The organism is Limosilactobacillus sp. (genome assembly GCF_040772465.1).
GTDB lineage: Bacteria > Bacillota > Bacilli > Lactobacillales > Lactobacillaceae > Limosilactobacillus.
The window spans coordinates 107944-120649 of the sequence record NZ_JAXGYB010000004.1; the positions used below are offsets into that span (position 1 = coordinate 107944).

18 protein-coding genes and 1 other annotated feature are annotated in these 12706 nt (G+C 49.2%); all 18 genes read right to left on the bottom strand.

The features are described from left to right. Positions 1–11 precede the first annotated feature (11 nt). The 18 genes from AB3114_RS05255 to nrdR all read right to left on the bottom strand — a co-directional run bounded on the left by AB3114_RS05255 (position 12) and on the right by nrdR (position 12676). Positions 12–698 carry a response regulator transcription factor gene (locus AB3114_RS05255; protein ID WP_367342215.1) on the bottom strand — a complete coding sequence of 229 codons (687 nt, stop codon included), beginning with the start codon at positions 696–698 and terminating at the stop codon, positions 12–14. A 229-nt stretch (positions 699–927) separates the two neighbouring features. Next, positions 928–1830 carry a CHAP domain-containing protein gene (locus tag AB3114_RS05260; RefSeq protein WP_367342216.1) on the bottom strand — a complete coding sequence of 301 codons (903 nt, stop codon included), beginning with the start codon at positions 1828–1830 and terminating at the stop codon, positions 928–930. Between the two features lie 209 nt (positions 1831–2039). After that, positions 2040–2219 carry a 50S ribosomal protein L32 gene (gene rpmF / locus AB3114_RS05265; RefSeq protein ID WP_283583435.1) on the bottom strand — a complete coding sequence of 60 codons (180 nt, stop codon included), beginning with the start codon at positions 2217–2219 and terminating at the stop codon, positions 2040–2042. Positions 2220–2270: 51 nt separating this feature from the next. Further along, positions 2271–2822 (bottom strand): DUF177 domain-containing protein, encoded by a 552-nt coding sequence (locus AB3114_RS05270; protein WP_367342217.1) that lies wholly within the window; start codon positions 2820–2822, stop codon positions 2271–2273. A gap of 61 nt (positions 2823–2883) precedes the next feature. After that, entirely contained in the window at positions 2884–4026 is a 1143-nt protein-coding gene (locus AB3114_RS05275) for a nucleotidyltransferase (RefSeq protein WP_367342326.1), read from the bottom strand. Between the two features lie 9 nt (positions 4027–4035). After that, positions 4036–4779: a class I SAM-dependent methyltransferase gene (locus AB3114_RS05280; protein WP_367342218.1), complete on the bottom strand. Its 744-nt coding sequence runs from the start codon at positions 4777–4779 to the stop codon at positions 4036–4038. After that, complete coding sequence (rsfS, locus tag AB3114_RS05285) at positions 4779–5138, bottom strand: ribosome silencing factor (RefSeq protein WP_367342219.1); 360 nt, start codon at positions 5136–5138, stop codon at positions 4779–4781. Before rsfS ends, AB3114_RS05280 begins: the two co-directional genes overlap by 1 nt. Beyond that, positions 5131–5748: a bis(5'-nucleosyl)-tetraphosphatase (symmetrical) YqeK gene (yqeK, locus tag AB3114_RS05290; RefSeq protein WP_367342220.1), complete on the bottom strand. Its 618-nt coding sequence runs from the start codon at positions 5746–5748 to the stop codon at positions 5131–5133. Before yqeK ends, rsfS begins: the two co-directional genes overlap by 8 nt. Further along, positions 5735–6352, bottom strand: a complete 618-nt coding sequence (locus AB3114_RS05295; protein WP_367342327.1) for a nicotinate-nucleotide adenylyltransferase — start codon at positions 6350–6352, stop codon at positions 5735–5737. Before AB3114_RS05295 ends, yqeK begins: the two co-directional genes overlap by 14 nt. A gap of 48 nt (positions 6353–6400) precedes the next feature. Then, a complete protein-coding gene (gene yhbY, locus AB3114_RS05300) occupies positions 6401–6712 on the bottom strand; it encodes a ribosome assembly RNA-binding protein YhbY (protein WP_367342221.1) in 312 nt (103 codons plus the stop codon). 9 nt (positions 6713–6721) lie between these two features. Continuing rightward, the gene (yqeH, locus tag AB3114_RS05305; protein WP_367342222.1) at positions 6722–7843 is read right to left on the bottom strand and encodes a ribosome biogenesis GTPase YqeH; all 1122 of its coding nucleotides are present in this window, start codon (positions 7841–7843) and stop codon (positions 6722–6724) included. Further along, positions 7836–8369: a YqeG family HAD IIIA-type phosphatase gene (locus tag AB3114_RS05310; RefSeq protein ID WP_367342223.1), complete on the bottom strand. Its 534-nt coding sequence runs from the start codon at positions 8367–8369 to the stop codon at positions 7836–7838. The genes yqeH and AB3114_RS05310 overlap by 8 nt, the downstream gene beginning before the upstream one ends. A gap of 139 nt (positions 8370–8508) precedes the next feature. Beyond that, positions 8509–8862, bottom strand: coding sequence for a 50S ribosomal protein L20 (gene rplT / locus AB3114_RS05315; RefSeq protein WP_367342224.1), 354 nt, complete (start codon positions 8860–8862; stop codon positions 8509–8511). Between the two features lie 39 nt (positions 8863–8901). Beyond that, positions 8902–9099 carry a 50S ribosomal protein L35 gene (gene rpmI, locus AB3114_RS05320; protein WP_283583426.1) on the bottom strand — a complete coding sequence of 66 codons (198 nt, stop codon included), beginning with the start codon at positions 9097–9099 and terminating at the stop codon, positions 8902–8904. 24 nt (positions 9100–9123) lie between these two features. Continuing rightward, the gene (gene infC / locus AB3114_RS05325) at positions 9124–9636 is read right to left on the bottom strand and encodes a translation initiation factor IF-3 (protein WP_367342225.1); all 513 of its coding nucleotides are present in this window, start codon (positions 9634–9636) and stop codon (positions 9124–9126) included. Positions 9637–9676: 40 nt separating this feature from the next. Then, positions 9677–9808: a sequence feature (ribosomal protein L20 leader region), on the bottom strand. A gap of 52 nt (positions 9809–9860) precedes the next feature. Next, positions 9861–10796, bottom strand: a complete 936-nt coding sequence (gene dnaI / locus AB3114_RS05330; protein ID WP_367342226.1) for a primosomal protein DnaI — start codon at positions 10794–10796, stop codon at positions 9861–9863. Positions 10797–10810: 14 nt separating this feature from the next. Continuing rightward, on the bottom strand, positions 10811–12178 hold the full coding sequence (locus AB3114_RS05335) for a DnaD domain protein (protein WP_367342227.1): 1368 nt from the start codon (positions 12176–12178) through the stop codon (positions 10811–10813). A gap of 12 nt (positions 12179–12190) precedes the next feature. Beyond that, positions 12191–12676: a transcriptional regulator NrdR gene (gene nrdR / locus AB3114_RS05340; protein WP_367342228.1), complete on the bottom strand. Its 486-nt coding sequence runs from the start codon at positions 12674–12676 to the stop codon at positions 12191–12193. Between the last annotated feature and the right edge of the window lie 30 nt (positions 12677–12706).

Sequence of the window (12706 nt, forward strand, 5' to 3'; positions counted from 1 at the left end):
TCACCTTCAAATTAGGAACGAATGACGTAGCCAGTACCCCGCACGGTCTGAATGTAGCTCTTTTCACCTGGACGATCAATCTTGTTCCGCAGGTAACGGATGTAGACGTCGACCACGTTGGTTTCCACATCGGAGTCGTATCCCCAAACTTTGCTCAAGAGGTCCTTACGAGACATCACGACGTTGATGTGTTCCATCAAGATCAAAAGCAATTCGTATTCGCGCTTGGTCAAGTTGATAACTTCATCCCCACGCCGCACCACGCGGTTTTCTTTTTCGATCGTCAGATCCTTGTAAGTAACCGTGGTCTGATGCGATTCGTTGTTACCATCCTCAATATTGATCCGCCGCAGCAGTGCCCGCACACGAGCCAGCAACTCTTCGATGGCAAACGGCTTGACGATGTAATCATCAGCCCCGTGATCCAGTCCAGAAACCCGGTCGATGACGGAATCCCGCGCCGTCATGATGATGATCGGGGTGTCCTTTAATTCACGCACCCGGCGAGCAACTTCGATCCCGTTGAGTTCTGGCAGCATCAGATCCAGCAAAATGACATCAAAGTCCTGATTCAGTGCAGCATCCAACCCAGCGCGACCATCAAGCTCAACGTCAGTTTCGTACCCTTCGTGTTTTAATTCCAGCTCCACAAAGCGTGCCAGATTCTCTTCGTCTTCGATAATTAAAATCCGACTCATTTTTAAACTCCCTCTATTAAACTCGGCAACCCATCAGGCACCGTAACACTTTCTAATTTTAGCATAGTTTAGCGACCTGCTTGGCAAAGATCATTAAAAAAATTCTATGATTTTGCTCAGATCAATCGACTTTATTATATCCTTTTTATCAGAAAACTCACGCCATAAACACAACAACGCGGGCTCCGGCATTGGCCGCGTCCGCGCTAGTTTCAATTTCAATCATTCTCTACCAATTCAACTGCCAACGGCTCTGGTTGTCAGCATCATAACTCGGCGTAAAGAACTGGGCATGGATGACGTCATGGTAGCAGTGCCGCGAAATCAACATGTAGTTCCACTGGTTAGCAGCTGGACCGTGGGTGTTGTTCCCACCAGAATACAGGCCGTTTTGCTCTGCCGCAATGATGTCGCCGTTAGCCAAAACGTGAATGACCACGAAGGTGTGACCGTAGGGATTGGTACCCAGCGGTTCGGGGTGATCGTGACCAGTACCGGCGATAGCACCGGCATGCGGTACAGAACTAACGTGACCACCAACGGCGTGTGCCCAATCTTCAGCTGCATCGCCGCCCATGGCAACTTTGACCTGTGGCAGGCGTTGCTGACTGCCCTTTTGCGACCACAAAGCGTAGAAGTAGCTGGAAGCAAAGCCCACACACTGATCGGCTGCTACTCCGCGACCGTTAAACCAGCCTGCCGGGTCTTGGTAAGCTAAGCCAGCAGTCCGTGGAGTGTGCAAGTACGGTTTGATATCTTCTGGTTCTTCACCGAGGTACCAGCGCTCCACACCGCCATTATTGGTGTCCGGGTTCTCAGCCACTTGTCCCGTTCCGTCCGGGCGCAAGCCACCATTAGTGCTCGGGGTAAAGAAATCTGTGCTGGCACTGACTGGCAAAACTGTTTTATTACCCGATTGCTGGCTGCTAGTGTCGGAACTAGAACTTGAACTACTGCTGTCGTCTGAACTGCTCTTGCTGCTCAGCGAAGAAAGACTGTTAGCAGCCGACATTGACTTTGGAATCGCCAATTTTGTAATCATTTTAATTGGCTGATGTGTATGATGTTGCATCGCAGCAGCGGTGTGCAGAGGCAATAAAGCCAAAGCTGCAGCCGCTGTGACAATGCTCATTTTTCCGATAATTTTGCGAGATATACTATGCCCTGACAAGGCAACTTCCTCCAAGATTATTATTTTCCCAGAGTCCAATATAGCAAAACCAGCGCAGCCGTAGTGAAAAGCAATCGTTTTGTAAAGGATTGACAACTTGTTTGTAACATTAGACAAAAGAAAAGCCCCGAAGAACCGGTTTCTTCGGAGCTTTTCTGTTTATTTAGTCATTAGTTGTTAGTCTTAACAACTTGTTTGCCATCGTAGTAACCGCAGTTAGGGCAAACCATGTGTGACTTGCGGAGTTCACCGCAGTTTGGGCAAGGTGCCAAGCCAGGAATCGTCAACTTAATGTGACCCCGACGAGTACGCTTACGCATCTTAGACTTCTTACGTGCTGGAACAGCCATGGAAGACACCTCCTTATAAAATAATCATCCACAAAGGTTTTTAACCGCCGGCTAATGCTTTTCATCCTGATCAGGAAATAATTTTTTCAACTTCGCCAGACGTGGATCAACTTGTTTAGCGTTGCGCTTCTGATGCTCTTCGTCGCTGATAACCGCCCAGCCTTTACCGTGCGGCATCACGTTGTTCTTCTTTTCTTCGTCTGTCAACACTCGTGACGGAATCTGTTCGAAGATATTTTCGACGAGAGCATTATCTAAATCAATTGAGGATTCATCTGGATCTACCGTGAAGACAACCTCATCCGCGTCGTAACGATCACGGTGGGCCTCATCCCCAATGTAGGTTTCGGTGAAATCAAAATCGAGCGGCAATTCGACCGGAGCCAGTGAACGACTCGACGGCACCGTAATCGTCGTCTTGACATTGACGGAAATAGTGGCGTCGCCCCGATCGTAGGTCAGGTAACCATCAACCTTAACCGGCTGGGCACCTAAAACCTGCTGCGGAAAACGCGCGCTGAATACCGAATCCAATTGAAAAGTCTTGGTGATATGAAGCGGTTGGTCAGCATACTGCTTTGCCTCTTGTAAAGACCATTTCATTGCCAAAACCTCCTAATGCAACATTTTGAATTATACTAGGTCACTTATTAGTTGTCAATGTTTATTCCTTGACAGCTATTCTGATTGGCCCGTGCTTCAGATCCTGCTCAACCCCGTTGAACATCTGATACAGTTTACCAGCCCGGTAATCGAGTTGCAAGATCTGGTCACGGACATTCTGGTTGACGTTGGTGATTAAAGTCAAAGGTACCGCCCTTTTAATCTGGTGCAGGTAGCGTTGGCCCCGTTCATTGAAACCGAGGATGTGCAGATATGGATGTGCCATCTTAGCTTGGACCTGGTCCACGGTCATCTCTAGCAGAGTGTAAAGATATGCCCGCAGTAAGCGCGCGTAAGTGTAGCGCTTGGACTTGACCGCCCGGTTGAAGTCAGCGAAAGTCAAGTTGCGACTAGCCGCGTCCTTCATCCGGTATTCTAGCCCCTCCGCCACTTCGTAATACTGGCCGAGCAGATCAACTGGAGCTTGGATCAGATGATTACGTAATAATGGGTAGAGATCATCCCATGTTGGCACGTGTTTGACTTGTCCCAACGCCGTCGCAGTTGATGCCGGCACGGCTCCATCAATTGTTTGCCCCTGCTCAACGGCATTGCGGATCGCCGTTGCACTGGCGAGGTGACCATCGAGCTGCGAATCATGGTAGTCGCTGCCGACACGCTGGATGGGGTGAAGCTGCAGATCCAGATGTTGCTGCTGACGTGCCTTTTCGTAAGAAAAAGCCAGGATATCGTTGGGCTCCGTCAACTGGTGGCCCGTCAATTGCTGCAGTTCCATGTTAAATTGCGTCGCGTAAGTGGCATTGTAGCGATGAAATTCAGTGCTGGAAAATTGCCGCTCCGCCTGCACGAGCGTAGTAAAATCCCAGTCCGGATGCTCAGCGCCATAGACGACGTCATTAACTTGCAAAGCCGCCAGCAAGTGCAATGCCCCGGCCGCAAAGATGTGGGCGGGCTGGACTGCGTAAAAGATTGGCAGTTCCACCACCAGGTCAACCCCGTTTTGCAAGGCTAGCTTGGCTCGGTCCCACTTATCGAGAATCATCGGCTCCCCACGCTGGCTAAAGTCACCACTCATCACCACAACTACCACATTGTCGCCAGTCAATCGTTTGGCCTGCGTCAGGTGATAGCGGTGGCCATTGTGAAAAGGATTGTATTCTGCTACTAAACCAACTGCTTTGATTGCACTCACCTACTTGTGACATTCAAAGAAATAACGACGCGTCTTCTCATCAGGCTGGGCATTACCAAAATCAGCAGTGGCTAGGACATCGGTGAAACCAGCGTTTGCTAAAGCCTGTTGCCACCAGTCGATGGAATAAGCCCGCTCAAAATGGGTTTCACCAAAGCGCTGGTAAGAACCATCGTCTTGTCGCTGAAAGATCGCCAAGTCATGGATCACCCCGTGCTCGACATCATCATTGGCGTAACTGGACCACATAAAGGCATACTGCTGATCATCATCTTCATAATTGTACATGTAGCCAGGATAAATGACGTCAGTCTGGTAAGGCGTGATCGCATCAAACAAAAACACTCCGCCATCTTTCAGGTGCGCATACACTTGTTCGAGCGTCTGCTGAACGTCCTCAGGAGCCGGCAAGTAATTGAGAGAATCCGCAAATGACGTGATCGCGTCATAGGACGGCAAACCATCAAGCTTGCGCATATCCGCGGCAATCAGCTGCACATTAACACCAGCCTCCGCCGCGTGTTCACTCGCCAGACTCAGCATTTCTTCTGATTGGTCCAGGTCGGTCATTGCCATCCCCCGCCGGGCTAACAATACACTTAAACGGCCCGCACCACCCGCTAAATCGAGCACTGCTGGCCGTTTAGTTTTGATTCGTTCATCCGCATAGTCTGCCCAGCGCTCATACTGTGAACCGTCGAAAAGGTCATCGTATACCTGGGCAAAGCTCGAATAGATTGCCATTAGTCTTTAACCCATTGGCTGATGTCAACATCTGGAGCTTCGGACCATAACTTTTCCAGGTTGTAGAAATGCCGCGTCTCTTCACGGAAGACGTGGACAACAACATCGCCGAGGTCGATCAGAACCCACTGGGCGTTGTTTTTGCCCTCAACACTGCCGATTTCGACGCCGTTTTCGTGGGCCGCTTCGACAATGGCGTTAGCGATCGCCTGCACCTGACGGTTGGAGCCACCAGTCATGATCACAAAGTAGTCGGCCATCGGGCTAATTTGATCTACCTTTAAAGCTACAATATCGGAAGCCCGGCGACCATCAGCCGCCTTGACTACCATTTTTAATAAGTCTTTACTATTATCCATTAATTTCTCCTTCGTATTTCGGTACCCAGGCGTTATAGGTTAGAATCGTTGCCGGGTAAATTGGTGAACCATGATCGAGCAGATACTGGAGCGTGCTCTTAGTTTGGTAAGCAACACCCAAAGCTAATGACTTCTTTGTCAGTTCCCGCGCCAGGTCAACACCCGGAAAAGCGCGTGCCGGTTCAATGTAATCAGCCATGTAGATAACCTGTTCGAGCTTGGACATGGTCGCAGCACCGGTCGTGTGGTGACGAATGGCATTCAAAATATCTTCGTCCCAAACACCCAATTCGTGCTTGACCATCTCAGCGCCGACGAGGCCGTGCCAGATGGGATTCCCCCAGTTCTTTAAATCGGGGTCTAAGCCGTCACGGTCGATCTCCTTGATGAAGTCCTTATCCGAACGTTGCTTAGCATAGTCATGGCAAAGGCCGGCGATGCTAGCTTTTTCTAAGTCAACGTCATTGGCCTGTGCTAAGTCCAGAGCTGTCTGCTCCACACGCAATACGTGCTTGAAACGTGGCGTGTCTAGCGCTTCTTTCAGGCGGTCGACGAGCTCATCGCGCGTCAGCGGCGTCAACTTCTCAGTATAGTGATCAATGCTTGTCATAGTACAAATGATGCTCCTCAATGTAATCTTGAACAGCTGACGGAACCATATAACGGATTGGGCGTCCATTGGCAACACGTTTGCGAATATCAGTTGAGCTGAAATCAACCTGTGGCACATCCACCCAGATCACGGGGTACTTGCTGAAATTATCAGCCTTCGGACGACGCACCCCAACGAACTGAACCATCTTTGCCAACTCGTCAATCTTATGCCACTTTGGTAGGTAGTCGACCATGTCGCCACCGATGATAAAGTAGTAATCGGTGTCCGGATGCTTCTTTTTGAGACGTTTCATCGTGTCGTAGGTATAACTTACGCCTTGACGGTTGATTTCATCCATTTCCAAACCAAAAAATGAATTGTCCGCAATCGCTAATTTAATCATCGCAACCCGGTCCCGCGCATCGATAGCGTCCTTATGGTCAACGTGCGGCGGTTGGTAATCAGGCATAAATAGGACCCGATCTAGGCAGAGTGCTTTCCCCGCCTGGTCGGCCACTAAGAGATGGGCATTGTGAATCGGATTAAAAGTCCCACCATAAATTCCAACACGCTTGCGGGGACTAAAGCGCACCTGTTGGGGTTTGGCCTGCGGGATCACGCGTGTTGCTGTTTGAGCTTTCTTCTGCACAATGGTTCTTCCTTTACTCTAAATTTTGGCAACTTTGAGCGAGATGTCGCGTTGCTTTTCGTGATCAGACTGCTTAAAGAGGACCAGGGTCTTGCCAATCGTTTGGACCACTTGGATATCAGTGTGGCTTTCAATGAAGTCTTTAAGTTCAGCCGTCGTCACATCAGTGTTCTGCTGTAAGCTGACCTTGATCAACTCACGACGATTAAGAGCACCGTCCAATTGATCTAGCCAAGCATCAGTCAAACCATTTTTGCCAACACTAAACAGTGGCGTTAAGTGGTTTGCCTGTGCCCGTAAGAAACGTTTTTGTTTACCACGTAATTCCATTCTTATCCCTCAAATCATTGCTTTCCGTAATAACACTGCGACACCCTTAGGCGCCCAGCCGACAACGCTGGAATGAGCGGGAACGGTAACCCAGCCCAAGCCTTCGATTACTAAGTCGCTCTTTTCTTCCACCGCAAATTCATGGCGCTCCAAAGCAGGCATGGATTGTAACTCCTTCTTGCTCGGTGGCGTCAGCAATTCGCCCGCGTGCTTTTCGTAAAAGGCATCTGCATTGGCCAACTTAGTCCGGTGAATCATCAAATTGTTATCAAAATATGCTTCAAATCCCTCACGTTGACCGGACACGTAGTCGAAACGCGCGATGGCGCCGAAGAATAGTGTCTGTCCCGCGTTCAGTTGGTAGGTTCGCGGCTTAATCTCCCGTTGGGGAGCAACCAGCTTCAGGTACTTTGCCGGCAAGATGTGTGCCATCTGTTCTTCGTGCACGATTCCTGGTGTGTCGACCAGCTTGTGGCCGTCATCCAGCGGAATTTCAATTTTATCCAGCGTCGTTCCAGGGAAACGCGACGTCGTGATCAGGTCTTTGACCCCGCTGCGTTGCGAGATAATAGCGTTGATCAAAGTGGACTTACCGACGTTGGTAACGCCGACGACGTAAACGTCCTTACCCTTGCGATAATGATCAATTTTAGCCAGCAAGCGGTCAATTTGATGACGCTTCTTGCCAGAGACCAATACCGTGTCGAGGGGACGTAAGCCAGCAGCGTTAGCCTGCTGACGGACCCAATCGGTCAGTTTAGAACGGCGCAGAGAGTGTGGCAAGAGGTCTTCCTTGTTGCCAACCAGCAAGACTGGGTTGTCACCGACAAAACGGTGCAGTCCCGGAATCAGGCTGCCACTGACGTCAAAGACGTCGACGACGTAGACGATCAAAGCATCTTTCTGGCCGATTTGATTAAGCAGACGCAAGAAATCATCATCCGTCAGCGAAACTGGTGCGATTTCGTTATAGTGCCGCAAACGGAAACAACGTTGACAATAGAGTTCATGGCTCTTCAAACCGCGTTCTAACGCTGACTTGGGAGTGTAACCGACACCCTTGGGATCAGTGGTTTGAATAACGGCGCCACAACCGATACAACGTAATTCTTCATCTGATGATTCAGTCATTGATGCCCTCCTGCCATTTCATTTCATCTGGATATTGCCGTTTCAGCTGCTTCATCACCCGGCGTTCAAAAAAGCGGTTGATCTGAGTATCCCACTTATCACTATCGATCAGCGGTTGGACCAAAGCGCTGCGCACCCCAGCCCTGTTAGCGGCACAGACGTCCGTCATTAACTGATCGCCAACCATTAAAACTTCACTTTTTTTCAGACCAAGCTTGCGCCGGGCACGGTTGATCCCAAAGCTCAGTGGTTTTAGTGCTCGCGACATGAATGGCAAATGCAAGTTACGCACTGCCCGGGCAACCCGTTTGGCATTATTGTTGGAGATCACAATCAACGGAATACCAGCTTGGTGCAGCGAATCCATCCATTCTCGCATTTCAGGGGTGCCATTGGGATCGTTCCAAGCCGTCAACGTGTTATCAAGATCGCTGAAGACTGCCCGAATCCCCGCTTTTTTCAGCGCGGCCGGTGAAATAGCATAAGCTGTTTTGACCATCCAGGTTGGTTTAAACGTTTCAAACATTTTGTGCCCCTTTACCTCTCGTAGGATTGTTATACATAGCTAATTATAGTTAAAAAGACCCTATTATTTCAAATTTTTAGTATACAAAAGCGGGGCTCGACAACTAAGAGTGCCACGCCCCGCTGAAATTAATTATTGATTAGTTTAATGCCTTTTTTGCTTCGTCAGCAACTGCCTTAAAGGCGTCAGCATCGTTAACAGCTAAGTCAGCCAACATCTTACGGTTGATGTCGATCTTAGCCAGCTTAAGGCCGTGCATCAACTTGCTGTAGCTCAGACCATTGATCCGGGCAGCGGCGTTGATCCGGGCAATCCAGAGTTCACGGAACTTACGCTTGTTGACTTTCCGGTCACGGAAAGCGTAAGTGTAACTCTTCATCACTTGGTCTTTAGCCGTCTTAAAGAGCGTGCCCTTTGAACCACGGTAGCCCTTTGCTAACTTCATAATCCGCTTGCGCCGTGCGCGCGTAACAGTTCCACCTTTAACTCGCATATTGTGGTATCCTCCTCTTTATTTCATCCGATCCGTCGATTAGTTGAACGGAAGCATCTTCTTGTAACGCTTTACGTTGGTGTGGTCCATCATGCTGGTACCACGAAGTTGACGACGTTGCTTCTTAGTCTTGCCGTGGAAACGGTGACTAGTGAAAGCATTGCCACTCTTGAAACCACCCTTAGCGGTCTTCTTGAAACGCTTTGCAGCAGCGCGATTAGTTTTCATCTTTGGCATAAGAAAAACCCCTACCTTTTGTAATTATTTGTTGTCCTTATCAGTCTTTGGAGCTAATGTCAGGAACATGCTCCGTCCTTCCATCTTTGGCCGTTGCTCAACTTCGGCAACATCCTTGGTTGCTTGAGCCATTCTTTCAATCATGTCACGACCAATATCCTTGTGCGTGATAGCACGGCCACGGAAGCGGATCGAAACCCGAACCTTATCACCTTTACTGATAAACTTCTGTACACGCTTCAACTTAACATTGAAATCATTTGTATCAATGGTTGGGCTTAAACGGATTTCTTTAACAGCAACCGTCTTTTGCCGCTTGCGGGATTCACGCGCTTTCTTTTGCATTTCGAAGCGGTACTTCCCGTAATCCATAATCCGTGCAACCGCTGGCCGCGCCTTTGGGGCAACCAGTACTAAGTCTAATCCAGCATCTTCAGCCATCCGCAGTGCTTCCCGCTTGGACTTAATGCCCAGCTGTTCACCGTCCTGGCCAATTAACCGTACTTCACGTGCGCGAATGCCGTCATTGACAATCATTCCTTGAGCTATAGCAACACACCTCCAATTTCTTGCGAAAGAACCAGCAAAAAAGCGGGATGCAACGCACCCCGCCATTCAGCACTACCATCCCTGGTACTGCCTTATTTCATCTCGTTTGCCCGGCCACTCTAGTAACCAAGGCGAGAAGCGGGTGCTTCTGCTTTTTCTTTCAACGTTTACTAGAATAACCAAAGTCACGACGAATGTCAAGTCATATTTGCTTAGTGTTTTTGCCGCAAATTTTGTCCCATCATCGGCATTTCTTTAGATAAGAACTGAATCCGTTCCATAATCCGTTTAGCCTTCAACGGTTCCTGGTTACCCTGCGCGTCGACAGCCAGGTGCTCTTCTTCCAGTTCCTTCATATCGAAGTTGGAAGAGAAGAAGGTCGGTAGTTCCTGTTGCATCCGGTATTCTAAGATGACGCCGAGGACGTCGTCACGGATCCACGCAGACATAGCATCTGCGCCGATATCATCGATCATCAAAACCGGTGCCGCCTTCACCGTGTTCAGCAAATCCTCGGTCGTGTTATTTTTGATCGAGTTCTTCATCTGGACGGCAAAACTTGGGAAGTGCAGCATCGTCACTTGATCCCCCTGCAGGGCTAACTGGTTAGCAATCGCTCCTAAGAGGAAGGTCTTGCCGACACCGAAACTGCCATAGAGATAGAGTCCAGGTACAAATTTGCCGTTTGGCTTGTAGTCCTGGGTAAATTTGATTGCCGCATTAAAAGCCGCCTGCCGACTAGCCGACTGGTGCTCTTCATCCATATAGAAGTCATCGAAACTGGCCTCACGGATAAAACGCGGCATATTCAGCAAAGTGACACGGTTGCGCAGTGCCGCCTGTTGTTGTTGTTCTTTCAGCTTGGCAGTCGGAACATAGACGACATCGATCTGCCGATAGCCCATTTGCAGCTGGGCACTGTAACCAGGGGCTACCGTCGTCTTACCCTTAGCCGACCGCTGCTTTTCGTCATAGAACTCGAAGAGTTTCGACATGCTGCGTTGGATGATTCCTTGGTCCAGCTCTCCCTGGTGTTGGTGGAGAAACGACTGCACATCGGGGTCAGCCATCACAGTCTTCACTTTTTGCTGGTACTCCGCAGCGTGGCTAGCAAATAAGCTCTTCATGCCGGCACCTACTGATTTCATGGGCTACACCTCCTTCATGACTTTTTTTGTTGACGATGTAATGAAGCCAACAGCTTCTTTGATTCTGCCACTTGGGCATTCGTGGCTTTGTGATGCTGTTTCTTACCAGAATCCTTAGCCCAATCCGGCAACGTTTCCTTAACCTGTCCACGGTTGCTACGACGTTGCCGCTTAGTCCGCGTTACTTGGGTCTTAGTCTGGTGTTGACCAATCTCACGTAAGGCCGCCGCTGCTGACGTGATTTGCGCCCGCTGCCAGCTGTTGGCGATCGTATCAACCAGGTTTTTCCGCAAGGTCGGTAAATTTTGGTTGATGATGACATAATAACTCAAAATATTGATGACGTCTGTCTTCATCCCCATTTGGACCAAGTTGGAAATGATGTATTTTTCGTTGCTGGTGACAAAGCCCCCGCCAGTCTGTTTTTTCAGAGTGGCTAGGAACTGCAATGGAGCTAACTTCTGGGCCACGGCCACCAGTTGCTGCTCTTGAGCACCCAATTGAGCATCAGCGTCCGCGTGCTGAGATTCAGTCTTGGTTTGCTGACCAGATTCTCGCTGCTGTCCTTGTGGTTGCTGATACGATGCGGCCACGGCCATCTGGAAGCTACGCGGCTGGAAGCGATTTTTAACACCCCAGTCGATTGCCTGAAGGACCAATTTGCGAAGGGCCACTTCATCTAGCCCGTACATCAAATGAGTAGTGGTGATTAACTGACGATATTTTTGTAAATCATCACTAGCAACGCCATCCTGTTTCAGTTGCTGCGACAAGGCCCCATAATCAAAACCATCCTGCGGTGTTTGGACAATCCGTTTTTGATCACTAGTTTTGAGTGAATCCTTAGCATCCTTGAGGATCTGTTCATCGCGACCCAATTCTGCCTGATCCGGTTTAAAAACGTCAAAAAAGGCATGCGTCTGCTCATTTAGCTTGTCCACGTCATACTGGTATTGCCCGGCCTTGTCGACCAGTTCCTCGAACTGCTCATTGCCGACGTTCTGCAACAAAAGCGTGCTCAAGAGATCGTCAAAAAGCAACTGCCGGGGAGTCAGCTGGGCTTGTAGCTGGTAGACAAAAAAAGGCTCCCCATCTGCTGTCCCAGAAAAAGTGCGCAGCAATTCTAAAGCCTCTAGTTGGTTGCGTGCCACCGTTAAGTCGTTAACACCAACGTTGAGTAAGGTTAACAAACGGGAATGGTGGTTCAGCTGATCCAATGTCGGGTGGCTTACTAGTTCGGAACGTAACACCTGAATAAGTGCGAAGGCAACCGGACTCATCAGCGGCTGATAGTAGTCAGTCAACTCCTGATTATTTAACTGTGAAAAAGCAGCAGTTGTCGTTACAAGATAGCCACTGTTGGGGCTGATTGCTTCCGTCAACTTTAGTTCACCCTATTTCTTTTTGGTCTTTTCAGAATCCGACTTATTCTGTTTAATCATCGTCTCCAGTTCGTTCATAAAGGCCCCGACATCCTTAAACTGCCGGTAAACGCTAGCAAAACGAATATAAGAAATTTCGTCCACGTCTTTTAACTCGTCCATCACGTATTGGCCAATCACGGCACTAGAAACCTCGTTTTCACCCAGACTACGAACCTTGTTTTCGACGTCATTAGCAATCTTAGTCAGTTGGTCGATGCTAACCGGCCGCTTTTCAGCAGAGCGCACGAGACCATTTAAAATCTTCTTGCGATCGAATTGCTGACGCGTTCCGTTCTTCTTCACAACGAGCAGTGGCGTTTCTTCGTAACGCTCAAAAGTGGTAAAACGCGTCCCGCAGTGCGGACACTCCCGCCGCCGTCGAATAAAGGTTCCGTCATCGCTAGGACGAGAATCAATCACCCGTGAACCATCTTGATGACAATGAGGACAAATCATGGTGAACCCCCCTTGTTTCTTATAATATTT

Bases quoted from the DNA above. Each gene is read 5' to 3' on its own strand.
- AB3114_RS05255 (WP_367342215.1), bottom strand. From the start codon at position 698: ATGAGTCGGATTTTAATTATCGAAGACGAAGAGAATCTGGCACGCTTT.
- AB3114_RS05260 (WP_367342216.1), bottom strand. From the start codon at position 1,830: ATGAGCATTGTCACAGCGGCTGCAGCTTTGGCTTTATTGCCTCTGCAC.
- rpmF (WP_283583435.1), bottom strand. From the start codon at position 2,219: ATGGCTGTTCCAGCACGTAAGAAGTCTAAGATGCGTAAGCGTACTCGT.
- AB3114_RS05270 (WP_367342217.1), bottom strand. From the start codon at position 2,822: ATGAAATGGTCTTTACAAGAGGCAAAGCAGTATGCTGACCAACCGCTT.
- AB3114_RS05280 (WP_367342218.1), bottom strand. From the start codon at position 4,779: ATGGCAATCTATTCGAGCTTTGCCCAGGTATACGATGACCTTTTCGAC.
- rsfS (WP_367342219.1), bottom strand. From the start codon at position 5,138: ATGGATAATAGTAAAGACTTATTAAAAATGGTAGTCAAGGCGGCTGAT.
- yqeK (WP_367342220.1), bottom strand. From the start codon at position 5,748: ATGACAAGCATTGATCACTATACTGAGAAGTTGACGCCGCTGACGCGC.
- yhbY (WP_367342221.1), bottom strand. From the start codon at position 6,712: ATGGAATTACGTGGTAAACAAAAACGTTTCTTACGGGCACAGGCAAAC.
- yqeH (WP_367342222.1), bottom strand. From the start codon at position 7,843: ATGACTGAATCATCAGATGAAGAATTACGTTGTATCGGTTGTGGCGCC.
- AB3114_RS05310 (WP_367342223.1), bottom strand. From the start codon at position 8,369: ATGTTTGAAACGTTTAAACCAACCTGGATGGTCAAAACAGCTTATGCT.
- rplT (WP_367342224.1), bottom strand. From the start codon at position 8,862: ATGCGAGTTAAAGGTGGAACTGTTACGCGCGCACGGCGCAAGCGGATT.
- rpmI (WP_283583426.1), bottom strand. From the start codon at position 9,099: ATGCCAAAGATGAAAACTAATCGCGCTGCTGCAAAGCGTTTCAAGAAG.
- infC (WP_367342225.1), bottom strand. From the start codon at position 9,636: ATGATTGTCAATGACGGCATTCGCGCACGTGAAGTACGGTTAATTGGC.
- dnaI (WP_367342226.1), bottom strand. From the start codon at position 10,796: ATGAAATCAGTAGGTGCCGGCATGAAGAGCTTATTTGCTAGCCACGCT.
- nrdR (WP_367342228.1), bottom strand. From the start codon at position 12,676: ATGATTTGTCCTCATTGTCATCAAGATGGTTCACGGGTGATTGATTCT.